The following is a 25,206-nucleotide window of genomic DNA, read 5'->3' as shown; positions in this document are numbered from 1 at the left end:
TCCACGCCTCGGGACACGGGCCGACGTGACCGACGCGACGTGCCACATGGTGGGAATCTGCCGGGAACCCGCGTCCGGCGGTGCGACCCTAGGTCGCATGCGCGCGGTGAGCCAGAGCAAGAAGCTGCAGGACGTCTGCTACGAGATCCGCGGACCCGTGCTCGCCGAGGCCAAGCGGCTCGAGGAGGAGGGCCACCGCATCCTCAAGCTCAACATCGGCAACCCCGCGCCGTTCGGCTTCGAGGCGCCCGAGGACATCCTCGTCGACGTCATCCAGGAGCTGCCGCGAGCGCAGGGCTACAGCGACAGCAAGGGCATCCTGTCGGCGCGGCGGGCCATCGTGCAGCACTACGAGGTGCGCGAGTTCCCGCACCTCGGCGTCGAGGACATCTACCTCGGCAACGGTGTCAGCGAGCTCATCGTCATGGCGATGCAGGGGCTGCTCGACAACGGTGACGAGGTGCTCATCCCGGCGCCGGACTACCCGCTGTGGACCGCGGCGGCGAGCCTCGCCGGCGGCCGGCCGGTGCACTACGTGTGCGACGAGCAGGCCGGGTGGGCGCCCGACCTCGACGACATCCGCAGCAAGGTGACCGACCGCACCAAGGCGATCGTCGTCATCAACCCGAACAACCCGACCGGCGCCGTCTACCCGCGCGACGTGCTCGAGGGCATCGTCCAGGTGGCCCGCGAGCACGAGCTCATCGTCATGGCCGACGAGATCTACGACAAGATCCTCTACGACGGCGCGACGCACACCTCGATCGCCGGGCTCGCGCCGGACCTGCTCTGCCTCACGTTCAACGGACTGTCCAAGGCCTACCGCGTCGCCGGCTTCCGGTCCGGGTGGCTGGCCATCACCGGCCCCAAGGAGCACGCCCGCAGCTACCTCGAGGGCCTCGACATCCTCGCCAACATGCGGCTGTGCGCCAACGTGCCGGCCCAGCACGCCATCCAGGTGGCGCTCGGCGGCTACCAGTCGATCAACGAGCTGATCCTGCCGGGGGGTCGCCTCCTCGAGCAGCGCAACATCGCCTGGGAGATGCTCAACCAGATCGACGGGATCTCCTGCACCAAGCCCCAGGGCGCCCTCTACCTCTTCCCGCGCCTGGACCCGGCGGTCCACGACATCCGCGACGACGAGAAGTTCGCGCTCGACCTGCTGCGCGAGCAGCACCTGCTCGTCGTGCACGGCACCGGGTTCAACTGGGCCACGCCCGACCACTTCCGGCTCGTCTTCCTGCCCCGGGTCGAGGACCTCGAGGAGGCCGTCGGCCGGCTCGCCAAGTTCCTGTCGACGTACTCGCAGTGACGGCTCCGGCGGACCTCAGCGCGAGGTGACCCACCACTTGAGCAGCAGCCCGAGCACGACACCCCACACGACCGTCGTCAGCAGCCCGAGGCCGATGCCGAGGAGTGCGCGGCCGCGTCCGTTCGGCTCGCGTCGGGCCAGGCTCAGCCCGCCGAGGGCGAGCGCGAGCAGCTGCGGCACGAAGAGGAAGCCGACGACGACGCCGGCGAGTCCCGCGGCGACCGAACCCCCCGCGAGGGGCGTGTCGGACAGGAGCCCGCGGCGGGGCGCGTCCTCGGCGTCGGCGCCCTCGACGTCGCGGGCCCGCGTGTCGTCGGGACGATCCGCGTCGGTCACGCGTTCAGCCTAACGATGGACACCGTGACCCGGCCGCGACGCCGTGCCCACCTTCTGCCCTCGACCGCGACCGCGGCCGCGGTCGTGGCCGTTGCCGTGGGGACGCTCGGTGCCTGCGGCAGCGACGCGCCGACGCTGCAGGACCTTCCGCCCGACATCGCTCGCGCCCGCCCGGGGATCACCCAGGAGGAGGCGCGCTTCGTCCTCGACGCCCGCAACCGTGGTGTGACGATCACGGCCGCGACGCTCGAGGACGACCTCCAGACGGGGACGACGACGTGCTGGGCGCTGAAGAACGGCGGGGTCACCCTGCGGCAGATCGCCGTGGACGACGCGGGCAAGGCGCTCGGCAACACCGGCGACGCGCTTCGCACCAAAGAGCTCATGGCCGCGGGCGTCAATGCCTTCTGCCCCGACCACGGCGACGAGATCATCCAGCTCGGCCTGCCGTGACCCGGACGGAATACCCCGACCGGGCCGGTCGGTTGGCACCCTCGTGAGCTCCTCCCGCACCGCGCCGACCGCCCAGCTGAACATCCTCGACCTCGTCCCCGTCGCGGAGGGCGGGACGGCCGGTGCGGCCATTGCGGCGACCGTGGACCTCGCGCGGCACGCCGAGAAGTGGGGCTACCAGCGGTACTGGATGGCCGAGCACCACAACATGCGCGGCGTGGCCTCGAGCTCGACGGCGGTGCTCATCGGCCACGTCGCGGACCACACCGAGACCATCCGCGTCGGGGCCGGCGGCATCATGCTGCCCAACCACGCGCCGTACGTCGTCGCCGAACAGTTCGGGACCCTCGCCACCATGCACCCCGGCAGGATCGACCTCGGACTCGGCCGTGCGCCCGGGACCGACCCCTTCACGACCCGCGCGCTGCGCCGCAACGAGGCCGCGGCGATGAACTTCGCCGGCGAGGTCGAGGAGCTGCTCGGCTACCTCGGCGACCCCGACCCCGACGCCAAGGTGCGCGCGGTCCCCGGCGAGGGCACCCACGTCCCGGTCTGGATCCTCGGCTCGAGCCACGGCGGCGCCCAGGTGGCGGCCGCGCTCGGCCTGCCGTACTCGTTCGCGTCGCACTTCGCGCCGGCCGCGCTCATGAGCGCGCTCGAGGTGTACCGCAGCCGGTTCGTGCCCTCGACGCTGCCCGGCGGGCTCGACGCGCCGCGCACCATGGCCGGGATGAACGTCATGGTCGCCGACACCCAGGCCGAGGCAGAGCGCCTCTACACCAGCGTCCTGGCCCGGTTCCACAGCATCGTCACCGGCCGCCGCGGCGGCGTCACCAAGCCGGTCGGGGACATCGACAGCCTGCTGTCGCAGTGGAGCCCGGCCGAACGGCAGGCCGTCCTCGACATGACACGGGTGTCACTGGTCGGCACGCCGGACACCGTCCGCGATGGTCTGGCTGGCTTCGTCGAGGCCACCGGCGTCGACGAGGTGGTCGTGACGTGCGGCGCCTACGACCCGGCCGACCGGCTGCGCACCTTCGAGCTGCTCGCGGACGCCTGGCTCTGAGCACCCGAGCTGCCGACGCCCGGGCCCGCCCGCGGACCCGACCCCTGCCGTCCCACGACCTCTGAGAGGCTGCACCCCATGACCGAGAGAGACCCCAAGGACCTGCGCCGCGTCACCCTGACCCGCGACAGCGTCGGCCGCTACACCGTGCGCAACGACCGCGGCGGCTCGATCACCGTCAGCTCCGGCACCGAGGAGCTCTCGCCGGTCGAGCTGCTCCTCGCCGGCATCGCCGGCTGCACGGCCGTCGACGTCGACACCGTGACGACCCGTCGGGCCGAGCCGGACCGGTTCGAGGTCGAGGTGACCGCCGACAAGGTCAAGGACGAGAACGGCAACCACCTGCAGGACATCGAGGTGCGCTTCCGGGTCCGCTTCCCCGACGGCGACGGCGGCGACGCCGCGCGCGAGATGCTGCCGCGGCTCGTCCAGCGCTCGCACGACGAGTGGTGCACCGTGAGCCGCACGGTCGAGCTCGGACAGCAGGTCACGACCAGGATCGAGTGACCGGCCCGACCGGCCGCCGACCCGGCTCCGGTCGGGCGATCTGCACCCGGTCCGCTGACAGGTCGCCGGACTGAACCGCGTCGGCCGGCCCGAGCCCGGGTCGCCGTGCCGATCAAGGGGCGACGGGTTCCGTCGCGTCGCCGCTCGCCTCGGGGGTCAGCCCGAGACCGAGGTCGACCATCGTCACGAGGCGCGGTGCGAGCTCGGCGATGGCGCTCGGAGGCAGGTCACGCAGCGGACCCTCGAGGGCGAGCATCGCCATGCCGTGCACGGCCGACCACGCGAGCAGCTCGGCTCCGGGCCGCTGCGCCTCGGACAGGACGCCGGTGTCGACCATGGCGTCGAGCGACTCCGCGAGGAGCTGGAACGGGGTGCGCCCGGCGCGGCCGGCGGCCTCGGGGGAGGCGGCGCGGGACAGGTCGACGGGCACCGCGAAGGCCGTGCGGAACAGCCCGGGCTCGTCCATCGCGAAGCGGAGGTAGCCGACGCCGACGGCGCGGAAGCGGGCGCGGGCCCGGGCCCCGGCGTCGAGGCCGTCGCCGACGGCGTCCATCGTGTCGCTGATGACGTCGGCGGCGCGGGCCTGGGCGAGCGACACCACGTGGCCGAGAAGGGCGTCGCGGTCGGCGAAGTGCCGGTAGGCGGCGTTGGCCGAGACACCGACCCGGCGCGTCGCCTCCCGGAGCACGACCGCGTCCGGGCCACCCTCCTGCGCGAGCTCGAGACCGGCGTCGAGGAGGGCGCGGCGCAGGTCCCCGTGGTGGTAGGTCGCCCGCGCGGTGCTCACCGACCCATTCTGGACCGATCGTTGCGCCCGTGCGGGCGGCATCCGGGGCCCGGCGACGTCGGTCCGCGCGACACCGTCAGAAGCCGAAGCGGCGGGCCGTCGCGCGAACGGCCTCGGCGGACCGGCGCAGGCCGGCCAGCTCGGCGTCGGTCATCGGCACCTCGACCCGGTCGCCGACCCCACCGGCGTGGACGATGGCCGGCACCGAGAGGCAGACGTCGCGAATGCCGAGGTAGTCCTCGAGGCGGCTGGACACCGGCAGGATGCGCCGCTCGTCGTTGACGAGGGCCTCGACGACGCGGGTCGCGGCGAGCCCGATGGCGTAGTTCGTCGCGCCCTTGCCCTCGATGATCCGGTAGGCCGACTGCACGACGTCGAGCGCGATGCGGTCACGGGTCGCCTCGTCGAGCGCAGGGCGGCCGTCCGCGCCGGGCCAGGAGAGGAGGGGCACCGAGCCGACGCTCGCCGAGGACCACAGCGGCAGCTCGGAGTCGCCGTGCTCACCGACGACGTAGGCGTGGACGCTCTGCGCGGCGACGCCGAGGTGCTCGGCGAGCAGGAACCGCAGCCGCGAGGAGTCGAGGACCGTGCCCGACCCGAACAGCCGCGCGTCAGGGAGCCCCGACACCTGCAACGCGGCCCACGTGACGACGTCGACGGGGTTGGTCACCATGACGTGGACCGCGTCCGGTGCCACCTCGACGAGGCGTGGCAGGAGGGAACGGACGATGCCGATCGTCGACTCGGCGAGGTCGAGCCGCGACTGTCCCGGCTTCTGCTTGGCCCCGGCCGTGAAGACGACGACGTCGCAGCCGGCGAGCACCGCGACGTCGTCCGAGCCGACGACGTGCGCCATCGGCATGAACTGGATGCCGTGGCTGAGGTCGAGCGCCTCGGCCTGGACCTTCTTGGCGTCGATGTCGAACAGCGCGACGGTCTGGGCGGTCCCACGCATCAGGGCGGCGTAGGCCAGCGTCGCGCCGACGGCGCCCGCGCCGACGATGCCGAGCCGCGTCGTGCGGCGCGGTGCTGTCGACGGGGCGGTCGACGGGGCGGTCGACGGGGTGAGAGGGTGCGGGATCGTGCTCAACATGACTCCCGGGGTCGGCGGTGCGCGTCTGCGGCAAGGCTAGCCACCGGGGCCGGCGCGACGGTCGTCGACGCCCTGCTCCGCGGCCAGCCGAGAGCGCACCCGCGGTGAAGCGTGCTTCGCTTCAGGCGTTCTGGAGCCGGAGGAGCGCGTCCCGCAGGGCGGGGAGGGCGTCGCCGGCGGTCGAGAAGAAACGGGCGTCGCAGTCCTCGACGGCGACGACGGCCCGGTTGACGACGTCGACGCCGGCGGCGGTGGGCACGAGGTCGCGAGCCCGGGCGTCGCCCGGGTACGGGCGGCGTTCGAGCAGGCCCTTGCCCTCGAGCGCGCGCAGCACCTGGGAGGTCATCATGACGTCGGTGCGCGCGTGCTCGGCGAGGTCGCGCTGGTTGACCGGGTCGTCGCGGTCGCCGCGCAGCCAGGTCAGCGAGGCGAGCAGGACGAACTGGGTGTGGGTCAGCTCGAACGGGGCGAGGGCGTCGCGGACCGCGGCCTGCCACCGGGTGCTGACGCGCCACAGGAGCAGGCCCGGACTGTCGGCCTCGTCGGTGAACCGGGTCTGCAGGCCGCTCATGCGCGGGCACCGCCTGTCGCGCGGTGGGCCGCCGTCATGGCGTCCTCGACGAGCCGGAAGTCCGCCTCGTCGAGAGCCAGGAGGCCGCGACGCAAGGCGTACCCCCAGTTCGGGGCTCGCGTCAGCAGGAGGCGGTCCTGCAGGTCGGCGAGCGGCACCGGGTCGGCCCGCTCCCAGTCGACGCGCCGGCGGTACGGGCGGAAGTCGCCGTCGTGGGCCTGCCAGATCTCGTCGTCGGCGATGCGCCCGACGGCGGTGAACTCGCGGCACGGCGTCGTGGACCCCAGCTCCTGCTTCGGCGAGTAGTAGACGAGCCCGTCGCCGGCAGCCATGCGCGCGAGGCCGGGTCGACGCCCGTGGTGCACCTGGGCGATGCCGAGCTCGACCCCGCGGCGCACATGGGCGGCCGAGACGACGCCCAGCCAGCACCTCATCGGGACTCCTTCGCCGAGGGGGCGGTCGCGCTGGCCGGGACGAGCAGGGCGACGAGGTTCGCCAGGTCCTTCTCGATGCCGCGACGCAGGGCGTCGGGACCGCCGAGGAGGCGTGCCCAGAGGCCGCGGAGGGGACCCTCGAGGCTGACGGTGACGGTGACCTCGGCCCCGGCCGCTACCGGCTCGGCGTGGTGGCGGAACGTGAGGCGGGCCCCGGCCAGCTGCGTCGTGTCGGCGAACGTGCGGTCGGGGACGAGCTCGGTGACGGTGAACCGGGAGCGCGGGCCGCCCCGGGGACGCAGGCGGCCGGTGGCGCCGAGGCGCACCGGCCCGTCGAGGCGGACCCACGCGAGGTCGGTGCTCCACTCGGGATGGGTGTCGCAGTCGGCCCACCTGGCGAACAGCTGCGCGGGGGAGGCGGGGACGGTGGTCGTGAGCGACGCGAGGGTGGTCATGGACACATAATAAGCGCGCTTACTAAATGGTCAAGGGCTGGACCCCGGCGTCGGTGGCCGGGACCGGACCGGCTCAGGCGAACAGCTCCTCGACGCACGCGCGGAACATCACCGTGTGCGCCTCGACGTCGGCCGCGGTCGTCGCGGGGCTCATGAGCGCCATGTTGTGGAACGGCGTCAGGAGGATGCCGCGGTTGAGGGCGTAGAGGTGCAGGTACTGCTGCAGCTCGAAGTCGTCGGCGTCGTGCGCCTCCTGGCCGTTGCGCGAGGGCACCCTCGAGAAGTTGTACTCGGCCCGCGCGCCCAGACGCGTCACGTGCCAGTCCGCACCGACGGCGTCGATGCCGGCCTGCACGCCGTCGGCCCACGCGTCGGCGAGCGGCACCATGTGCTCGAACGCCTCGGGCGTCATGACCTGCTCGAGCGTCGCCTTCATCGCCGCCATCGACAGCCCGTTGCCGGCGAGCGTGCCGCCGATCCCGCCCACGTCGATGTCCTCGAGGTCGACCGAGCGGGCGATGCGGTCGGCGACGTCCTGCGTGAACCCGAAGGTGCCGCAGGGGATCCCGCCGCCGATCGACTTGCCGATGACGAGCAGGTCGGGCTGGAGGCCGTGGGCACCGGTGTAACCGCCCGGCCCGGCGCAGATCGTGTGCGTCTCGTCGTTGACGAGCAGCGCTCCGTACCTCGTCGCGAGCTCACGCAGGCCGGCGTTGTAGCCGTCGTCGGGCAGCACGATGCCGATGTTCGTCAGCGCGGGCTCGACGAGGATCGCGGCCACGTCGCCGTGCGACAGGGCCTTCTCGAGGGCGTCGAGGTCGTTGAACTCGACGACGCGCGTCGTCTCGGCGGTGTCGACCGGGGCGCCGATGTTGTGGCGGCGGTCGACGGTGGTGCCGCCCTCGCCGATCGTCGCGAAGGCCTCGTCGACCGACCCGTGGTAGCAGTAGTTGTGCACGACGACCTTCGACCGGCCGGTCAGGTGGCGCGCGTAGCGGATGGCGTGCCGGTTGGCGTCGGTGGCCGTCAGGGTGAACTGCCAGAAGGGCAGCCCGAAGCGGTCGGCCAGGCCCGTCGAGACGGCGATGGCGTCCTCGGTCGGCAGCATCGTCGTGATGCCGCGCCGCAGCTGCCGGGTGACCGCCTCGACAGTGGGCGCCGGGGAGTGGCCCATCATCGCGCCGGTGTCGCCGAGGCACAGGTCGACGTGGTCGATGCCGTCCACGCACGTGAAGTGGGCTCCCGCGGCCTCGGCGACGAAGACCGGGAAGTCGCCCGGCCACTTGACCATCCAGCTCATCGGGACCCCGCCGGGCATGTGGGCGCGGGCGCGCTCGGCGAGGGCGCGGGACGCCGGGCGCGCCGCGGTGAACGCCGCGCGCTCGCGCGCATGGAGGTCGGCGAGGCGGGTGCGGTCGACGGTGCTCATGGCGGCATGATGCCGTCTCGGCGCGTTCTGCGGAAGGGGTGGCGGCGGCGGCCCACACCTTCGGAATCCGTAGGTGTTGGAATGCGATTCCAGTGAGATGGCCCCTTCCCAGAGGGTTGCGCGAACACCTCACCGTGGCATGATCCGGGCATGCTACCGAGCGGTTACAGGGGCCTGAGCCTGTGGCACGACACGTGCGATGACGACTTCGAGCCCCGCCCCTGCCTGGGTGGGGACCTCGACGTCGACGTCGCGGTCGTCGGGGCCGGCTACACGGGCCTCTGGACCGCCTACCACCTCGTCGCCGCCGACCCCACGCTGCGCGTCGCCGTGCTCGAGAGGGAGGTCGCCGGGTTCGGGGCGTCGGGCCGCAACGGCGGGTGGTGCTCGGCGCTCTTCCCCGCGTCGCTGCACCGGATGGCCGCCGAGCGAGGCCGCGACGCCGCCGTGCGGATGCAGCGGCGGTTGCACGACACCGTCGCCGAGGTGGGCCGCATCGCGGACGAGGAGGGCATCGACTGCCACTTCGCGCACGGCGGCTACGTCTCCGTGGCCCGCAACCCCGCCCAGCTCGAGCGGATCCGCGCCGAGGTGAGCGAGCACCACGAGTGGGGGTTCGGGCGCGACGACCTGCGCCTGCTCGACGTGGACGAGGTCGCCGGTCTCGTCCGGGTGCCCGACGCGCTCGGCGGTGCGTGGACCCCGCACTGCGCCGCCCTGCACCCCGCGCGGCTCGTGCGCGGGCTGGCCCGTGCGGTCGAGCGACGCGGCGTCCTCGTCCACGAGCGGACGCCGGCCACCGACATCCACGCCCGCCGCGTCGCCACCCCGCACGGCACGGTCCGTGCCGAGCACGTCGTCCTCGCCACCGAGGGCTACACCCCGACCGTGGCCGGCCGCCGCCGGGCCATCGCGCCCGTCTACTCGCTGATGACCGCGACCGAGCCGCTGCCGGACGACGTCTGGGCCCGCATCGGCCTGGACCGGCGCACCACCTTCGCGGACAACCGGCACCTGACCATCTACGGCCAGCGCACCCAGGACGGCCGGATCGCCTTCGGCGGCAGGGGTGCTCCCTACCACTACGCGTCTCGAGTCTCCCCGGCCTACGACCGCGACGACCGGGTCCACACCCGGCTGCGGGCCATCCTCCTCGAGCTGTTCCCCGCACTCGACGGGGTGCGGTTCACGCACAGCTGGGGCGGCAACCTCGGCGTGCCACGCGACTGGTTCCCCTCGGTGCGCCATGACCGCCACACCGGTCTGGCGTTCGCCGGGGGCTACGTCGGCGACGGTGTCGCCACGTCCGCCCTGGCCGGGCGCACCCTCGCGGCGATGATCCGGGGCGAGGACCCCGAGGACCTCACGACGCTGCCCTGGGTCGGGCGAACCTCGCGCAACTGGGAGCCGGAGCCGCTGCGCTGGCTCGGCGTCAACGCCGTGAACGCCCTCATGACCTCGGCCGACTGGTCCGAGCGCCGCACGGGGCGCCGCTCGCGCGCGGCATCCGCGTTCTGGACGGCGATCGGCCAGTAGCCGGCAGGAGCGCCGACGCGTCGGCGGCCGGTCAGCCCTCGGTCAGCCCTCGGTCAGCCCTCGGTCAGGCCGCGGGTCAGGCGGCTGCGAAGACGCCGTCGCGCAGGACCGGTACGAGGTCGGACGCGTCGAGCTCGGCGGCCACGGCGACGTCGTCGGCCCAGCCCTTCCCGACGAGCTCGCGGCCGCTCGAGCACGCGTGCAGGTCGGCGTCCAGGGAGCCGGCGACGCCGTCCCAGGCGGAGACCGCGACGCGGGCCTCGGGGCTGAGCAGGAGGGGGCCCGCGCGGTGCTCGAGCCGCCGCACGAACGCATCGGCCACGGCACCGACGCCCCAGAGGTCCTCCGCGGCGGGGCGCAGCGAATGGTCCGGCCACCGCTCGCCGGAGGGCACGAGCAGGAGAACCGGTGGTCGGTTCGGGCTGGCCGTGAACCGGTCCGCCAGGTGGCGGGCCACCGCCGTGCGGTTGCGCAGGCACGCCGCGACCACCTCGGCCCCGGTGTCGGCCAGCCCCGCACTCACGGTGGACCCGTTCGGCGAGGGGAGCACGAGGTCGGTGAGTCCCTCGGCCGCGCGGATCGACCCGGGGGAGAGGGTGACGACGCCCGCTGAACCGGAGCGAGGGGCAGCGCCCGGCCCACCGCCCGCCTGCGCGGGGCCGCGCGGGTGGGCGAGCACCGCCCCGTGCGCCGCGGCGAACGCGACGGCGGACGCGTCCTTCCAGGGGTAGGGGCGGACGCGGATCCCCCGGTCGACCGCGACCGAGACGCACGTCGTGAAGCTGAGCACGTCGACGACGACGGCGACGACCTCGGACCCGGCCTCGCGCGCGTGCCGGGCCAGGGCGACCGACCCGCTCGGTCCCCACTCGAGGCGGACGAGGTGCCGGTCCTGGCTGTGCCACGCGTCCGTGCCGCTCACCTGCTCACGCTATCCGGATCATCCGGCAGGCTCGGGCCCGTCCCGGGGGCGCTCGTGCGACCTCCGGCGTCCGGCGTCTCCTGCGACGCCCTGGGCCCGGGGGCCTCGGGCGTCGGGGTCGGCGTCTGCGTGGGGGCGTGGATCCCCGGCCGTGGCGGGCGCTCGTCGAGCGAGTGCCTGAACGCGAGCGCGCCACCGGCGAGGAGCAGGGCCGACGCGAGGACGGTCGCGACCGCCGCCCGGCGCTGCGACACCGCACGCTCGGTGTGCCGTCCCACCGCGGCCTCCCTCCCGACCCGCCCGGTCGTCTCCGGCCGGGAAGGCACACCCTACGGCGGGAGGCGGTGCCCCGGGCCCTTCAGGACGGGACGACCCGCGACCCATGGACACGTCGCCGTGAGCCGGGGCTCGCCGTCAGGGCCCGGTCCTCGAGGCGTCGAGCCGCGCGACGAAGCGGGCGGGCGCGGTGCGGCGGTAGGACGCGTCGACGAGCTCGGCGACCTCGTCCCAGTCGACCCCCTCGGCGCCCTCGCGGTGGCGCAGGTCGAGCATGAGCCACCCGTAGGGTCCGTAGTAGCCCGGCACGACGAAGCGGCCGTCCTCGAGCAGGGCGGGCCGGTCGGCCTCGTCCGGCAGCACGAGAAGCGCCTGGCGGTAGGGCTCGGGGTCGTGGTCACCCTTGAGGACGCCGCCGTAGATGGCGAAGACCTTGCGGGTGAAGAAGTTCGGCCGCCCGTGCGACACCTTCTCGTCGGCCCCGGGCAGCGCGAGGCAGATGGCGCGCAGCCGCGTGAGGTAGGGATCGGCGTCCTCGAACATCGTCGGGTGGGCCATGCACCCACCGTAGGCGCCGGTCAGCGCCCGCAGACGCCTCCGCAGCCACCGGCCCCGCAGCCACCTCCGCAGCCGGCGCCCGCCGCCACCGGTTCGCGGTCGTCGTCACGGTGCGCCCAGGCCGTCTCGAGCGCGTCGGCGAACACCTCGACCGGCTGCGCGCCCGAGACCCCGTAGCGGCGGTCGAGCACGAAGAAGGGGACGGACTCGATGCCGAGCATCCTGGCGGTCGCCTCGTCGCTGCGGACGTGGTTGCCGTAGTCGTCGGACGCGAGCACGGCGCGGACCGCGTCGGGGTCGAGGCCGATCTCCGCGGCGAGGCCGACGAGGGTCTCGCGGTCCCCCACGGCGAGCCCGTCGGTGAAGTAGGCCCGCATGAGGCGCTCGTGGGCGGCGTCGGCGAGGTCGTGCTCGGCGGCGAGGTGCACGACGCGGTGCGCGTCGAAGGTGTTGGAGTAGCGGGCCCGCTGCCAGTCGAAGGACAGGCCGTGCTCGGCGGCCGCCGCGGCCAGCGAGCGGTGCTGCTCGACGGCCTGCTCGCGGGAGATGCCGTACCTGGCGGCGACGAGGTCGACGAGGGGCCGGTCGGACACCGGCTCGGCGCCGCGGTCCAGCTCGAAGCTGTGCCAGCGCACGGTCACCTCGTCGGCGTGCTCGAACCCGGCGAGCGCCGCCTCGAGCCGACGCTTGCCGACGTAGCAGAACGGGCACACGATGTCCGACCAGATGTCGATCTCCACGGTCGTGCAACCTACCTCGGCCGCCGGGTCTTCCCGGCATCGGGGAGGTGATGCGGGGAGCGGCGGGACGCACCGGGCGGCACGCTTCAGGCGGTGGCCCGGGCGATGCTGCGCACGACGGCCGCGGCGCAGTCGGCGGCGCGGGTCTCGGGCAGCCAGTGCCCGGCATCGAGCTCGACGAGCTCGTACGGCGCGGCGACGTGCTCGGCGGTCAGGTGCGCCGCCATGGGCCCGAGGAAGGGGTCGTGGCGACCCCAGACGTACGTCGTCGGCACCCGCACCCGGCGGGCCGGTACCGACGAGCGCCGGGATGCGCGGTACCACCCGATCGGCCCGGCGATCGCCGCCGGGCTGGCGAGGTGGTCGGCGTACCGGCGCCGGTCCGGTGCCGGCAGGCCGCTGCGCCGCATCAGGGTCTCGAAGCCTCGGGCCATGACCTGCTCGGGTAGGGCCGGCAGCTGGAACGCGGCCATGTACCAGGAGCGTCGACGCTGGTCCCAGCCGCCGCGCCAGGCCCGGGCGAGCGCGGCGGGGTGCGGCGTGGACAGCGCGGTCAGCGACCCCACCCGGTCCGGGTGGTTGCCGGCGAGGAGCCAGGCGATGCCCCCGCCCCAGTCGTGCCCGACAACGTGGATGCGTTCGCGGCCGGAGGCGTCGACGAGCGCGAGCACGTCGGCGACGAGCTCGTCGGTGCGGTACGCGTCGACCTCGGTGGGCCGGGCACCGGAGCAGTAGCCGCGCTGGTCGGGGGCCAGCGTCCGCAGGCCCGCCTCGTGCAGGTGCGGCGCCACCGCGTACCAGCTGGTCCGGTCGGTCGGGAACCCGTGGAGCAGCACGACGACCTCACCGCCGAGCGGCCCGGCGTCCTCGACGTCGAAGCGCAGGCCGTCGCGGGTGAAGGTGCGGATGCGTCGGTCGTCACGGCTCACCCAACCCATCCTGCCCCCCTGGGCCCGCCCGGCCTCGGCGCCCGGAGGGGCGGGCGGTCGAGTGCCGCAGTCAGGGACCGGTCAGGGACAAACCGGAGGCGGGGCGTCGCACCGCCGATCTAGGGTTGCACCGTGCCCGACGCCACCGGTGACCCGCGACGGGGCCGCCGGTGGTGGCACCTGTCACGCACCGGGCTGCTCTTCGGAGCCGGATACTTCCTCATCTCGACCTCCCCGAGCCTGCTGCCCCGCACCTGGTACTACCAGGGACTCATCAGCGGGCTGTGCGCGGCGGTCGGCTACGCCCTCGGCGTCCTCGTCGCCTGGGCGGTGCGTGCCGTCGCCCGCCTCATCGACCTGCGGGTGCAGGTCAGCGGCGAGGCGCGCCACTGGATCCGCGTGGCGGCACCGCTGTTCGGGGCCGTCGCGGTCATCGGCATCACCGTGGCCAACGTCCGCTCGCAGGCCCGCACCGCGGCGGTCGTGCGCCTGGCTCCCCTCGACCCGTTCGACTGGGCCCTGGCGCTCGCCCTCGCGACCGCCATCGCCGTGCTCCTGCTCCTCATCGCGCGCGGGCTGCGCGGCATGACGCACGGCCTGGCCGAGGCCGCCGAGCGCGTGCTGCCCAAGGCCGTCGCGTCGATGATCGCCGTCGTCGTCGTGGCGACGACGACCGCCTGGGTCACCGACAGCGTGCTGTTCCACCGGGGGCTCGACGTCTTCACCGCCGTCGCCGCGAAGGTCAACGCCGAGACGCCGTCGAACCGCCCGGCGCCCCGCTCGCCGTTCCTGTCCGGCGGACCCGGGTCGTACGAGACGTACCAGAGCCTCGGGTACCAGGGCCAGATGTTCGTCACGAGCGCGCCCACGGCACAGGAGATCTCCTCGGCGACCGGACGCGACGCCCTCGACCCGATCCGGGTCTACGCAGGCCGCACCGACAACCGGTCCATCGAGGACGTCGCCGACGCCGTGGTCCGCGAGCTGCGCCGCACGGGCGCGTTCGAGCGCCGGGTCCTCGCCGTCATCACGACCACCGGCACCGGCTGGGTCGACGACTGGTCGGCCCAGTCCATCGAGTACCTGAGCAACGGCGACTCGGCCATCGCGGCGATGCAGTACTCGTTCCTGCCGAGCGCCCTCGCCATCCTCACCGACCGCGACACGCCCAGCGAGGCCGGCAGGGCGCTCTTCGACCGGGTCTACGCCGTGTGGCGCACGCTGCCGCAGGGGCACCGCCCCCAGCTCGTCGTCGGCGGCGAGTCGCTCGGCTCGTACGGTGGGCAGGCCGCCTTCCGCGACGCGGCCGACATGCTGGCGCGCGCCCAGGGCGGGGTCTGGGTCGGCACTCCGAGCTTCACCCACATCGCCGCCGAGCTCACGGCCGAGCGCAACGAGGGCTCCCCGGAGATCGTGCCCGTCGTCGACGACGGCCGGCACTTCCGCTTCGCGGCCAGCGGTGACCAGCTGACCCACGACTACTACGGGCGGCCCTACGGCGCCTGGGACTTCCCGCGGTTCGTCTACGCGCAGCACCCGTCGGACCCGGTCGTGTGGTGGAACCCGGCGCTCCTGGGCGAGCAGCCCGACTGGCTGCGCGAGCAGCGCGGCCGCGACGTCAACCCGGACGTCACGTGGATCCCGTTCGCGACGTTCTGGCAGCTGACCACGGACATGGCCGTCGGTCACGACCCGCCCGACGGGTTCGGCCACCGGTACGGCGCCGAGCTGGTGCCCGCCTGGGGCTCGGTCCTCGGCGGCTCGCCGACCGACGACTACTCGCGCCTCGTCACCGGCATCGAGAAGACCGTCAACCGGGTGGCCTGACCGGGTCCGACGCGTCCAAGGAGCGGGGGGGCGGCACGGCACGACGCACGGGAGCCCGGGCGGCCCGGCACGGGATGGGACGATGCGTCCTGTGTCGGCGAGCGCGGTGTACCTCATCCTCGGGTTCGCCCTCCTGCTCGCCGCCGTGCTGCCCACCGCCCTCGAGCGGTTCGCGGTGTCGGCGCCGATGGTCCTGCTCGGCCTCGGGGTCCTCATCGGCCTGCTGCCCCTGCCCGAGGGGCTCGTCCTCGACCCGGTCCACATCCGCCCGCAGACCGAGCACCTCACCGAGCTGACCGTCCTCGTCGCCCTCATGGGCGTGGGCCTGGCCCTCGACCGGCCGCTCGTCCTCGGTGACCGCAGCACGTGGCGCCGCTGGTCACCGACGTGGCGCCTGCTCGCCGTCGCGATGCCGGTGACCATCGCGGCGGTGGCCCTGCTCGGCTGGGCCCTCGGCCTGGCACCCGCCGCGGCGCTCCTGCTCGGCGCGGCCCTCTCGCCCACGGACCCGGTGCTCGCCGGTGACGTCCAGGTCGCCGGCCCCCGCACCCGGCACGGCGAGGCGCTCGACGAGCTCGAGGAGATCGACGAGGACGACGAGGTCCGGTTCGCCCTGACGTCCGAGGCCGGCCTCAACGACGGGCTGGCGTTCCCGTTCGTGCACGCCGCGGTGTTCCTCGCGGCGCTCGGCCCGGTCACCGCCTGGGGGGCCGGCTGGCTGGCGTGGGACCTCGTGGGCAAGCTCGCGGTCGGCGTCGGCGTCGGGATCCTCGTCGGGTGGCTGCTCGCCAGGGTGGCGTTCCGCTCGCCCCGGCGCTCGCTGCGCCTCGCCGAGCAGGGGGAGCCGCTGCTCGCCGTCGCCGCCCTCGTCACGACGTACGGCCTGAGCGAGGTCCTCGGCGGCTACGGGTTCGTCGCCGTCTTCACGTGCGGCATGACGATCCGGGCGGCCGAGCGCGGCCACGAGTACCACGCGGCGATGCACGAGGTCGTGTCGCGGCTCGAGCGCCTCCTGACCCTCGTCGTCCTCATGCTCCTCGGCATGGGGATGACCAACGGGATCCTGTCGGCCCTCGACTGGCGCGGGGTCCTCGTCGCGGGCGCCGTCGTGCTCGTCCTGCGCCCGCTCGCCGGGTGGCTGGCTCTTGCGGTGCGGGCCCGGCGGCCGGACCAGCCGGGCGGCCTCGAGCCGGACGAGCGCCGCGCGGCCGGCTTCTTCGGGGTGCGGGGGGTCGGCACGCTGTACTACCTCGCCTGGGCGGCCGGCCAGCACACGTTCCCGGAGGAGCGCTGGCTCTGGGCCACGGTGGCGGCGACGATCGCGCTGTCGGTGCTCGTCCACGGCGTCCTCGCGACCCCGGTGCTGCGCCGACTCGAGCGCCGACGCCAGGCCACGGCCTGACGCGTCGGACCTCGGACGTCGTGCGGCCCCGGGCTCCCAGCCGTGCCTGGTAGGACGGCCCCATGGGCACGATGACCGAGTTCCCCGAGCACGAGCTGTCCGCCTACCGGGCCGACCCCGAGGGCGACCCCCGCGGTGCGGTCGTCGTCATCCAGGAGATCTGGGGGCTGACCGCGCACGTCAAGGACGTCGCCGACCGGTTCGCCGCCGAGGGCTATGTCGCGCTCGCCCCTGACCTGCTCGCGCACGTCGGCCTGACGCCCGACGTGGGCACCCGCATCTTCCAGCTCGTCAACAGCGGGAGCGAGCAGGACCGGGCGGCCGCGCAGCCCCAGCTGCGCGCGGCGACGACGCCCGCCCGCCAGCCCGAGTTCGCCGCCTGGGCGGTGCCGGCGCTGCGCGGCGTCGTCGAGGCGCTCGCCGCCGAGCCGGCGGTCCGTGGTCGCGTCGGCGTCGTGGGGTTCTGCTTCGGTGGCTCGTACGCCTTCGCGCTCGCGGCCGCCGACGACCGCGTCCGGGCCGCCGTCCCGTTCTACGGCAGCTTCCCGGAGGACGCGGACCCGGCGACCATCGCCTGCCCGGTCCTGGCCTTCTACGGCGAGCAGGACCGCCGGATCACCGGCCAGGTCCCCGAGCTCGAGGCGCGGATGGAGCAGGCCGGCGTCGACTTCACGGCACGCGTCTACCACGGTGTCGGGCACGCGTTCTTCAACGACGACGCGCCGTCGCGCTACCACGCCGAGGTCGCCGCCGACGCCTGGCAGCGCACGCTCGCCTTCCTCGCAGAGCGCCTCGGAGGCTGAGGTCCGAGGCCCGGAACGCTGCTCACAGCGTTCTCCTCGCCGCTTCCGGCCCCGGAACCGACGCCGGGGGGTAAGCCTGTGTCCATGAGCCCCTCGACGAGCGAGCCCGCCGACCCCGCGACGCCGAACCCGCCCCAGCACGCGGACGCGCCGAGCGCGCCGACGGACTCGGGGACCCTCGATGCCCGTTCGCCGCTCGTCCTCGGCCCGATGCTGCGATACGCCGGCGAGACCGCGGGCACGGTGTGGGCCGAGACGGCGGGACGAGCCACCGTGACCGTCCGCGCCGACGGGCGGGCCTGGTCGGCACCGACCTTCCTCGTGCGCGGGCACCACTACGCGCTCGTCGTCGTCGACGGGCTCGAGCCCGGCGGCTCGTGGGAGTACACGCTCGAGGTCGACGACAGGCGGGTGTGGCCCCCCGACGACAGTCGCTTCCCCGCGCCCCGCCTCCGGACGCTGGACCCGCGGCGCCCGACCCGGCTGCTCTTCGGGTCGTGCCGTACGAGCGTGTCCCACGACGCCGCGGGGAACGCCTCGAACGGCGTCGACGCGCTGCGCACCCTGGCCCTGGCCCTCGCCGAGGGCACGGTGGACTGGCCCGACCTCATCGCCTTCCTCGGCGACCAGGTCTACGCCGACGAGACCTCCGACGAGATGCGCGAGTTCATCGCCTCCCGGCGCTCGCTGGAGGAACCGCCCGGGGAGGAGATCAAGGACTTCGAGGAGTACTGCCACCTCTACCGGCTCGCGTGGTCGGACGAGGCCAACCGGTGGTTCTTTTCGACGGTGCCGAGCTGCATGATCTTCGACGACCACGACATCCGCGACGACTGGAACACCTCGTGGTCCTGGCACGAGGAGATCAACCGGACCCCGTGGTGGCACGAGCGCCTCATGGGTGGGCTGGCGTCGTACTGGGTCTACCAGCACCTCGGAAACCTCTCCCCGGACGAGCTGGCGAAGGACGAGGTGTACGCCCCGGTCCTGTCAGCCGCGGCGTCCGGTGCCGACGAGCCCGACCTCACCGAGCCGCTCTTCGACCTCGTGGAGCGGGTGGACCGGCACCCCAAGGTGTACCGCTGGAGCTACCGGCGCGACCTCGGTGACAGCCGCCTCGTCGTCGTCGACTCCCGGGCCGCCCGCGTCCTCGAGCCGGAGCGACGCTCGATGCTCGACCCCGACGAGGCCGCCTGGCTCGACGCCCAGCTGACCGGCGACGTCGACCACCTCCTCGTCGGCACCTCGCTGCCCTTCCTCCTGCCGCCGGGGCTGCACGACTTCGAGGCCATCGACGAGGTCCTGGCGAGCAGTGGTGGCCACGGTCGGCTCGTCGCGGGCCTGGCCGAGAAGAGCCGCCGGGTCATCGACCTCGAGCACTGGGCCGCGTTCGGCGACGGGTTCGTCGAGGTGTTCGAGATGGTCATGGACGTGGCCCGGGGCAACCGGGGCCGCGCCCCCGCGACCATCACCTTCCTGTCCGGCGACGTCCACAACTCCTACGTCGCCGAGGTCGTGGAGCCCGGTCGGCACGGCGCGCGGTCGCGGATCGTGCAGGCCGTGTGCTCGCCGGTCCGCAACCCGATGCCGCGGGGCATCCGGGTCATGATGTCGCTGTTCGCCCGGGGACTGGTGGCGCCGATGCGGTTCCTGGCCCGGCGTTCCCGTCACGTGCCCGACCCGGCGTACCCGTGGACCGTCACCGACGGACCCTGGTTCGACAACTGCCTCGCCGAGCTGACCGTCCAGGGCCGGGACCTTGCCATCGTCTGGCGCGGAGGCGTCGTGCGGGACGGCGACGACGCGCACCCCCAGCTGACGACCGTCGGCAGCGTCCGGCTGCCCGCGCGGGCCTGACGCCACCTCGACTCGACCTCGACTCGACCTCGACTCGACCTCGACCTCAGCTGACCCGGACGACGAGGATGCGGTCGTCGCCGGGGCGAGGGGAGGTGCGCCCGTCGCGGTTGCTCGTCGTCACGAGCAGGGTCCGGTCGTCGAGGGCGAGGACGCTGCGCAGGCGTCCGTAGCGGCCGTCGAGGAAGGCCTGCGGGTCGCCCGCCGTCCGCGCGCCGTCGAGGGGGACCCGCCAGAGGCGCTCCCCGCGCAGGCCGCCCAGCCAGGCCGAGCCGGCAGCGATGGCGATCCCGCTCGGCGAGCTCTGGTCCGGGCTCCACTGCACGAGGGGGGACACGATCCCGGGCTCGGACGTCCGGCCCTCGGTCTGCGGCCACCCGTAGTTGCCGCCCCGGCGGACGAGGTTGAGCTCGTCGTGCAGGTGGTCGCCGAACTCGGAGGACCAGAGCCGGCCCGCGGCGTCCCAGGCGATCCCCTCGACGTTGCGGTGGCCGTAGCTCCACACGAGCGTCCCGAACGGGTCACCCGGTGCGGGCCGGCCGCCCGGCGTCATCCGCAGGATCTTGCCGCCGAGCGACGAACGGTCCTGTGCCAGAGGGCGGTCGCCCGCCTCGCCGGTCGTCGCGTAGAGCGCGCCGTCGGGCCCGAACGCGAGGCGCCCGCCGTTGTGGTGCAGCCCGTGGGGGATGCCGTGGACGATGACGCGCGGCGTGCTCAGCTGCCGGCCCGGCGCCCGCGTCGGGTCGTAGGTGAGCGTCGCGATGCGGTTGTCGGCGGCGGTGGAGAAGTACACGAAGAGCGTCCGGTCGGCGGCGAACCGGGGGCTCACCGCGATCCCGAGCAAGCCCGCCTCGCCCTGCTGGTCGACGTTCGACACGACGCCGGGCACGCGCCCGAGGACGGTCACGCGTCCCGAGGCCAGGTCGACGCGTCGGACGCGCCCGTCGTCCCGGGTCGTGACGAGCACCCCCGAGCGGCCGGGGAGCAGCGCGAGTCCCCACGGCACGTCGAGCCCGGTGGCCAGGGTCCGCAGCACGGTGGCCGAGCCGGTGGGTCGCCCGGCCCGCGACGTGACCGGCGGGCTCGGCGTCGCCGGGGTCGTGCGCGTCGCCGGCGTCGTCGGCGAGGGGCTGGTCGGGGACGCCGAGGACGCGGGCGCCGTCGACGTCGGGACCGAGGTGGCTGCGGTGCCCGAGCCCGCCACCGACGAGAGGGTCCCGCCGGCGGGAGAGCCGGCCGGTGGACCGCCGCCCGAGCAGGCACCCGTGGCGAGGGCGCCGGCGAGCGTCGCGGCGCCGAGCGCACGTGTGACGGAGCGGGGTCGCGGCACGGTCTGACCTCCACGGGCTGGTCCACCGAACCTACCCACCCCGCCTGTGGGTGCTGCCCCCTCGGGCCCACGGGCCCGTCCCGGGCCGCACGAGGTGCCGACGTCCCGCTCGACGCGGGAACAATGCCGCGTGGTGCGAAGTTGAGTCCAGTGAGCGCAAGATTTGCGAGCCCGGTTTTGACAACGACCGCCCGGCTGACGCAGATTGAGCGAGGAGCTGTCAACCACGGACCACCAGCATCAAGGAGTCACCATGGCACGTGCGGTCGGAATCGACCTCGGTACCACCAACTCGGCCGTCTCCGTCCTCGAGGGCGGCGAGCCGACGATCATCGCGAACGCCGAGGGCGGGCGGACGACCCCGTCGGTGGTCGCGTTCTCCAAGAACGGCGAGGTGCTCGTCGGCGAGGTCGCCAAGCGCCAGGCGGTGACCAACGTCGACCGGACCATCCGCTCCGTCAAGCGCCACATGGGCACCGACTGGCGGTCGCCGGAGATCGACGGCAAGACGTACACGGCGCAGGAGATCAGCGCCCGCATCCTGCAGAAGCTCAAGCGCGACGCCGAGTCCTACCTCGGTGAGACCGTCACGGACGCCGTCATCACCGTCCCCGCGTACTTCGACGACGCCGAGCGCCAGGCCACGAAGGAGGCCGGCGAGATCGCGGGCCTCAACGTCCTGCGCATCGTCAACGAGCCCACCGCCGCGGCCCTCGCCTACGGCCTCGACAAGGGCAAGGAGGACGAGCTCATCCTCGTCTTCGACCTGGGCGGCGGCACCTTCGACGTGTCCCTCCTCGAGGTCGGCAAGGACGCCGAGGACGGCTTCGCCACGATCCAGGTGCGCGCCACCAACGGCGACAACCACCTTGGTGGCGACGACTGGGACGACGTCATCGTCCAGCACCTCATCACGCAGGTGAAGAACAAGACCGGCCAGGACCTGTCCAAGGACAAGATCGCGATGCAGCGCCTCCGCGACGAGGCCGAGCGCGCCAAGAAGGAGCTGTCGACCGCGACCTCCACGAACATCTCGGCGCAGTACATCTCGATGACGCCCGAGGGCCCGATCCACCTCGACGAGACGGTGACGCGCGCCCAGTTCGAGCAGATGACCAAGCAGCTGCTCGACCGCACGAAGGCCCCGTTCCACAAGGTCATCGAGGACGCCGGCATCAAGGTGTCCGACATCGACCACGTCGTCCTCGTGGGTGGCTCGACCCGCATGCCGGCGGTGAGCAACCTCGTCAAGGAGCTGACCGCCAAGGAGCCGAACAAGGGCGTCAACCCCGACGAGGTCGTCGCGATGGGTGCCTCCCTGCAGGCCGGCGTCCTCAAGGGCGAGCGCAAGGACGTCCTGCTCATCGACGTCACGCCGCTGTCGCTCGGCATCGAGACCAAGGGCGGCCTGTTCACCAAGCTCATCGAGCGCAACACGGCCATCCCGACGAAGCGCTCGGAGATCTTCAGCACCGCCGACGACAACCAGCCGTCGGTCCTCATCCAGGTCTTCCAGGGTGAGCGCGAGATCGCCCAGCACAACAAGTCGCTCGGCACCTTCGAGCTGACCGGCATCGCGCCGGCACCGCGCGGCGTGCCGAAGATCGAGGTCACCTTCGACATCGACGCCAACGGCATCGTCAACGTCAGTGCCAAGGACCAGGGCACCGGCAAGGAGCAGAAGATGACGATCACCGGCGGCTCGGCCCTGTCCAAGGAGGAGATCGACCGCATGGTCAAGGACGCCGAGGCGCACGCCGAGGAGGACAGGCAGCGCCGGGAGCAGGCCGAGGTGCGCAACCAGGCCGAGCAGCTCGTCTTCTCGACCGAGAACTTCCTCAAGGAGTCCGGCGACAAGATCCCGGCTGACGTCAAGACGCCGGTGGAGGAGTCGCTCGCCGACCTCAAGGCCGCGATCGCCGAGGGCTCCGAGGCCACGGTCGAGGACATCAAGGCCAAGATCGAGGACCTCAACACCAAGTCCCAGGCCATGGGCCAGGCGGTCTACGCGTCGGAGCAGGCGAGCGCCGCCTCGGCCGGCGCGGCGGGCTCCGACGGCACGGGTCCGACCGGCGGCCAGTCCGGTCCGACGGGCTCCGGTGCGGCCGACGACGACGTGGTGGACGCCGAGGTCGTCGACGAGGACGAGGCAAGGGAAGCCAAGTGACCGAGTCCAACAGCACCCCGAACCCCGAGACCGAGGCCGTGCGGCCCGGCGCCGGTGGCCCCGAGGTGACGGACGCGCAGGGTGCCGGCGGCCAGGCCGCCGGCACCCCCGGCACCGGTGGCGCCTCCGGCGCCGCCGGTGCGGCCGGCGCCGGTGCGGCCGACTCCGGTTCGCGGGGCCACCACTCGTACTACGAGGGTGGTCCGGGCGCGTCGTCCGAGCCCGGCGGGGACGACGAGTTCGACCACGGAGCGGGCACCGAGCGCGCCGACGAGCGTGAGGCGCTGGAGCAGGAGGACGCGCTCGCCGCGTCCTACCTCGCCGACCTCCAGCGGCTGCAGGCCGAGTACGTCAACTACAAGAAGCGTGTCGACCGCGACCGCGACGTCATCCGCACGACCGCCGTGGGCAGCGTCGTCGAGTCGCTGCTGCCGGTCCTCGACGACATCCACATGGCGCGGCAGGCCGGCGACCTCGCCAGCGGCCCGTTCGCGGCCATCGCCGACAAGCTCGAGGCGGTCCTCGGTCGGTACGGCGTCGAGCGCCTCGGCGAGGCCGGCCAGGAGTTCGACCCGACGGTGCACGAGGCGCTCATGCACGTCGAGGCCGAGCTGCCCGACGGCGCGTCGGGCACGACCGTCGTGCAGGTGCTCCAGCCCGGCTACCGCATCGGGGACCGGGTCGTCCGCGCGGCGCGGGTGTCGGTTGCCGACCCCGCGTGAGCGCCACACCGCGCCGAGGCCCCACGCGTCGGCCGGCATCCGTGATGATGTGAGGACCGCAGGTCCCACCGAGCAGCCGCAGGAGGAGAGGCAGGTGCGCCATGGCTAGCCAGGACTGGTTCGAGAAGGACTTCTACGCGATCCTCGGCGTGCCCCAGGACGCCGACGCGGCCGCGGTCAAGAAGGCCTACCGCAAGCTGGCCCGCGACCTGCACCCGGACCACAACGTCGGCGACACCCGCGCCGAGGAGCGCTTCAAGGAGATCGGGGAGGCGTACGCCGTCCTGTCCGACCCCGAGCAGCGCCGCGAGTACGACGCCATCCGCGCCATGTCGCACGGGGGTGCTCGCTTCACCGCGGGCGGTCCCGGCGGCGGGGGCGCCGGCTTCGAGGACATCTTCTCGGCGTTCGGCGGTGCGGCCGGTCCCGGCGGCACCCGTGTCCGCTTCGGCGGCGGGGGTGCGGGTGCCGGCCAGCCGAACCTCGAGGACATCCTCGGCCAGATGTTCGGTGGCGCGGGTCCGGGTGGTGCCGGCGGCTTCGGCCAGCAGTACGGCGGGTACGGCGCGACGGCCGGTCCGCGGCCGGGCGCCGACGTCCAGGCCTCGACGACGATCGGCTTCCGCGACGCGGTGGAGGGCTCCACGGTGACGCTCTCCTCGCCCGACCTCGGCCGCATCACGGCGCGGATCCCTCCGGGCGTCAAGGACGGCCAGAAGATCCGCCTCCGGGGCAAGGGGCGCCAGGGCGAGGCCGGCGGGCCTGCGGGCGACCTCATCCTCGCCGTCTCCGTCGACAAGCACCCGGTCTTCGGCCGCGACGGCGACGACCTCACCGTCGACCTGCCCGTCACCTTCGCCGAGGCGGCGCTCGGGGCCACGGTCCCCGTGCCGACCCTCGACGGTGGGCAGGTCAAGGTGCGCATCGCGCCCGGCACGCCGAGCGGCCGGGTCCTGCGCGTCAAGGGCCGTGGCGTCCGCCGCGGCGAGCACACCGGCGACCTGCTCGCGAAGGTCCAGGTCGTCGTGCCGCAGCGCCTGACCGACGAGGCTCGCGCGGCGATCGAGACCATGGCCGCGGCCGAGGACGGCCACGACCCGAGGGCCGACCTGTTCCGCCGAGCGCGGGCCTGAGGCCGGCCGGCGACGAGAACGAGGAAGGGAGTGCCGACGATGTCACGCAGGAGCGCGCGCCCCGCCGGGCACGACGACGACGCGCCCGTCTTCGTCATCTCCGTCGCCGCCGAGCTGGCCGGCATGCACGCGCAGACGCTGCGCCAGTACGACCGCCTCGGCCTCGTCACGCCGTCGCGCACCCGCGGGGGCGGGCGGCGCTACAGCACCCGCGACGTCGAGCTGCTCCGTGAGGTGCAGCGGCTGTCGCAGGAGGGCGTGTCGCTCGCGGGCATCCAGCGCATCCTCGACCTCGAGAACCACGTCACGGCGCTGCGGTCGCGGGTCGAGGAGCTCGCCGCCGAGCTCGAGCAGACCCAGGCCGCGCTCCACGCGAGCGCGCGCTTCTTCGCCGTCGGGCCGCGCGGGGACGCCGTCCCGCTGCGGCCCGGCCAGCGCCCGCCGCGCACCCCCGCGTCGCAGGCCCTGGTCGTCTGGCGCCCGGAGCGCTGACCAGCCGCCTCGCGCACGTCGTTTGGCAACGCACGGCGCAGGTGCGAGGATGACCGGGCCTCCAGCCGT

27 protein-coding genes are annotated in these 25,206 nt (G+C 73.8%); 14 read left to right on the top strand and 13 right to left on the bottom strand.

Annotation, left to right across the window (positions count from 1 at the left end):
• Positions 1-97 precede the first annotated feature (97 nt).
• Positions 98-1,312 (top strand): pyridoxal phosphate-dependent aminotransferase, encoded by a 1,215-nt coding sequence (locus AC1VM9_RS06050; RefSeq protein ID WP_481339563.1) that lies wholly within the window; start codon positions 98-100, stop codon positions 1,310-1,312.
• 15 nt (positions 1,313-1,327) lie between these two features.
• On the opposite strand, the gene AC1VM9_RS06045 is transcribed toward AC1VM9_RS06050, so the two are convergent.
• Complete coding sequence (locus AC1VM9_RS06045; RefSeq protein WP_481347457.1) at positions 1,328-1,648, bottom strand: hypothetical protein; 321 nt, start codon at positions 1,646-1,648, stop codon at positions 1,328-1,330.
• Positions 1,649-1,663: 15 nt separating this feature from the next.
• On the opposite strand from AC1VM9_RS06045, the gene AC1VM9_RS06040 reads away from it, so the two are divergent.
• From AC1VM9_RS06040 to AC1VM9_RS06030, 3 genes are all read left to right on the top strand, one after another.
• On the top strand, positions 1,664-2,101 hold the full coding sequence (locus AC1VM9_RS06040) for a hypothetical protein (RefSeq protein WP_483121767.1): 438 nt from the start codon (positions 1,664-1,666) through the stop codon (positions 2,099-2,101).
• A 43-nt stretch (positions 2,102-2,144) separates the two neighbouring features.
• Positions 2,145-3,167 (top strand): LLM class flavin-dependent oxidoreductase, encoded by a 1,023-nt coding sequence (locus AC1VM9_RS06035; protein ID WP_483121765.1) that lies wholly within the window; start codon positions 2,145-2,147, stop codon positions 3,165-3,167.
• A gap of 78 nt (positions 3,168-3,245) precedes the next feature.
• Positions 3,246-3,674 carry an OsmC family protein gene (locus AC1VM9_RS06030; protein ID WP_483121763.1) on the top strand — a complete coding sequence of 143 codons (429 nt, stop codon included), beginning with the start codon at positions 3,246-3,248 and terminating at the stop codon, positions 3,672-3,674.
• Between the two features lie 112 nt (positions 3,675-3,786).
• Here the strand turns inward: AC1VM9_RS06030 and AC1VM9_RS06025 are convergent, their stop codons facing one another.
• From AC1VM9_RS06025 to AC1VM9_RS06000, 6 genes are all read right to left on the bottom strand, one after another.
• Complete coding sequence (locus AC1VM9_RS06025; protein ID WP_483121761.1) at positions 3,787-4,461, bottom strand: TetR/AcrR family transcriptional regulator; 675 nt, start codon at positions 4,459-4,461, stop codon at positions 3,787-3,789.
• Between the two features lie 76 nt (positions 4,462-4,537).
• Positions 4,538-5,554, bottom strand: coding sequence for an L-lactate dehydrogenase (locus AC1VM9_RS06020; RefSeq protein ID WP_483121759.1), 1,017 nt, complete (start codon positions 5,552-5,554; stop codon positions 4,538-4,540).
• 121 nt (positions 5,555-5,675) lie between these two features.
• Positions 5,676-6,125, bottom strand: a complete 450-nt coding sequence (locus AC1VM9_RS06015) for a MarR family winged helix-turn-helix transcriptional regulator (RefSeq protein WP_483121757.1) — start codon at positions 6,123-6,125, stop codon at positions 5,676-5,678.
• The gene (locus AC1VM9_RS06010) at positions 6,122-6,559 is read right to left on the bottom strand and encodes an EVE domain-containing protein (RefSeq protein WP_481339585.1); all 438 of its coding nucleotides are present in this window, start codon (positions 6,557-6,559) and stop codon (positions 6,122-6,124) included. The genes AC1VM9_RS06015 and AC1VM9_RS06010 overlap by 4 nt, the downstream gene beginning before the upstream one ends.
• On the bottom strand, positions 6,556-7,014 hold the full coding sequence (locus tag AC1VM9_RS06005) for an SRPBCC family protein (RefSeq protein ID WP_483121755.1): 459 nt from the start codon (positions 7,012-7,014) through the stop codon (positions 6,556-6,558). The genes AC1VM9_RS06010 and AC1VM9_RS06005 overlap by 4 nt, the downstream gene beginning before the upstream one ends.
• Positions 7,015-7,087: 73 nt before the next feature.
• The gene (locus tag AC1VM9_RS06000; protein WP_483121753.1) at positions 7,088-8,443 is read right to left on the bottom strand and encodes a transaminase; all 1,356 of its coding nucleotides are present in this window, start codon (positions 8,441-8,443) and stop codon (positions 7,088-7,090) included.
• 150 nt (positions 8,444-8,593) lie between these two features.
• Here AC1VM9_RS06000 and AC1VM9_RS05995 point away from each other — a divergent pair, with 150 nt between their 5' ends.
• Entirely contained in the window at positions 8,594-9,979 is a 1,386-nt protein-coding gene (locus AC1VM9_RS05995; protein WP_483121751.1) for an NAD(P)/FAD-dependent oxidoreductase, read from the top strand.
• Between the two features lie 76 nt (positions 9,980-10,055).
• On the opposite strand, the gene AC1VM9_RS05990 is transcribed toward AC1VM9_RS05995, so the two are convergent.
• The 5 genes from AC1VM9_RS05990 to AC1VM9_RS05970 form a co-directional block, all read right to left on the bottom strand.
• A complete protein-coding gene (locus AC1VM9_RS05990) occupies positions 10,056-10,901 on the bottom strand; it encodes a 2-phosphosulfolactate phosphatase (RefSeq protein WP_483121749.1) in 846 nt (281 codons plus the stop codon).
• The gene (locus AC1VM9_RS05985; RefSeq protein ID WP_481339596.1) at positions 10,898-11,179 is read right to left on the bottom strand and encodes a hypothetical protein; all 282 of its coding nucleotides are present in this window, start codon (positions 11,177-11,179) and stop codon (positions 10,898-10,900) included. The genes AC1VM9_RS05990 and AC1VM9_RS05985 overlap by 4 nt, the downstream gene beginning before the upstream one ends.
• 136 nt (positions 11,180-11,315) lie before the next feature.
• Positions 11,316-11,735 carry an MmcQ/YjbR family DNA-binding protein gene (locus tag AC1VM9_RS05980; protein WP_481339598.1) on the bottom strand — a complete coding sequence of 140 codons (420 nt, stop codon included), beginning with the start codon at positions 11,733-11,735 and terminating at the stop codon, positions 11,316-11,318.
• 20 nt (positions 11,736-11,755) lie between these two features.
• Positions 11,756-12,475, bottom strand: coding sequence for a DsbA family oxidoreductase (locus tag AC1VM9_RS05975; protein WP_483121746.1), 720 nt, complete (start codon positions 12,473-12,475; stop codon positions 11,756-11,758).
• Positions 12,476-12,561: 86 nt separating this feature from the next.
• Positions 12,562-13,404 (bottom strand): alpha/beta hydrolase, encoded by an 843-nt coding sequence (locus AC1VM9_RS05970; RefSeq protein WP_483121744.1) that lies wholly within the window; start codon positions 13,402-13,404, stop codon positions 12,562-12,564.
• A gap of 132 nt (positions 13,405-13,536) precedes the next feature.
• Between AC1VM9_RS05970 and AC1VM9_RS05965 the strand changes: the two genes are divergently transcribed.
• The 4 genes from AC1VM9_RS05965 to AC1VM9_RS05950 all read left to right on the top strand — a co-directional run bounded on the left by AC1VM9_RS05965 (position 13,537) and on the right by AC1VM9_RS05950 (position 19,293).
• Positions 13,537-15,231, top strand: coding sequence for an alpha/beta hydrolase (locus AC1VM9_RS05965; protein WP_483121742.1), 1,695 nt, complete (start codon positions 13,537-13,539; stop codon positions 15,229-15,231).
• 82 nt (positions 15,232-15,313) lie between these two features.
• Entirely contained in the window at positions 15,314-16,633 is a 1,320-nt protein-coding gene (locus AC1VM9_RS05960) for a cation:proton antiporter domain-containing protein (RefSeq protein WP_481339606.1), read from the top strand.
• A gap of 62 nt (positions 16,634-16,695) precedes the next feature.
• Entirely contained in the window at positions 16,696-17,436 is a 741-nt protein-coding gene (locus tag AC1VM9_RS05955; RefSeq protein ID WP_483121740.1) for a dienelactone hydrolase family protein, read from the top strand.
• Between the two features lie 84 nt (positions 17,437-17,520).
• On the top strand, positions 17,521-19,293 hold the full coding sequence (locus AC1VM9_RS05950) for an alkaline phosphatase D family protein (protein ID WP_483121738.1): 1,773 nt from the start codon (positions 17,521-17,523) through the stop codon (positions 19,291-19,293).
• A gap of 46 nt (positions 19,294-19,339) precedes the next feature.
• On the opposite strand, the gene AC1VM9_RS05945 is transcribed toward AC1VM9_RS05950, so the two are convergent.
• Entirely contained in the window at positions 19,340-20,329 is a 990-nt protein-coding gene (locus AC1VM9_RS05945; protein ID WP_483121736.1) for a PQQ-dependent sugar dehydrogenase, read from the bottom strand.
• A 1-nt stretch (position 20,330) separates the two neighbouring features.
• Here AC1VM9_RS05945 and AC1VM9_RS05940 point away from each other — a divergent pair, with 1 nt between their 5' ends.
• From AC1VM9_RS05940 to AC1VM9_RS05920, 5 genes are all read left to right on the top strand, one after another.
• A complete protein-coding gene (locus AC1VM9_RS05940; protein ID WP_483121734.1) occupies positions 20,331-20,630 on the top strand; it encodes a hypothetical protein in 300 nt (99 codons plus the stop codon).
• Positions 20,631-20,876: 246 nt separating this feature from the next.
• On the top strand, positions 20,877-22,790 hold the full coding sequence (gene dnaK / locus AC1VM9_RS05935) for a molecular chaperone DnaK (protein ID WP_481339618.1): 1,914 nt from the start codon (positions 20,877-20,879) through the stop codon (positions 22,788-22,790).
• Positions 22,787-23,512, top strand: a complete 726-nt coding sequence (locus AC1VM9_RS05930; RefSeq protein WP_483121732.1) for a nucleotide exchange factor GrpE — start codon at positions 22,787-22,789, stop codon at positions 23,510-23,512. The genes dnaK and AC1VM9_RS05930 overlap by 4 nt, the downstream gene beginning before the upstream one ends.
• 101 nt (positions 23,513-23,613) lie before the next feature.
• Positions 23,614-24,645 carry a DnaJ C-terminal domain-containing protein gene (locus AC1VM9_RS05925; RefSeq protein WP_481339622.1) on the top strand — a complete coding sequence of 344 codons (1,032 nt, stop codon included), beginning with the start codon at positions 23,614-23,616 and terminating at the stop codon, positions 24,643-24,645.
• Between the two features lie 39 nt (positions 24,646-24,684).
• Positions 24,685-25,137: a heat shock protein transcriptional repressor HspR gene (locus AC1VM9_RS05920; protein ID WP_481339624.1), complete on the top strand. Its 453-nt coding sequence runs from the start codon at positions 24,685-24,687 to the stop codon at positions 25,135-25,137.
• The last annotated feature ends 69 nt before the right edge of the window (positions 25,138-25,206 follow it).

It is taken from the genome of Monashia sp. HAY1-11D (assembly GCF_056868035.1).
This window is presented reverse-complemented; position numbering and strand designations above follow the sequence as displayed.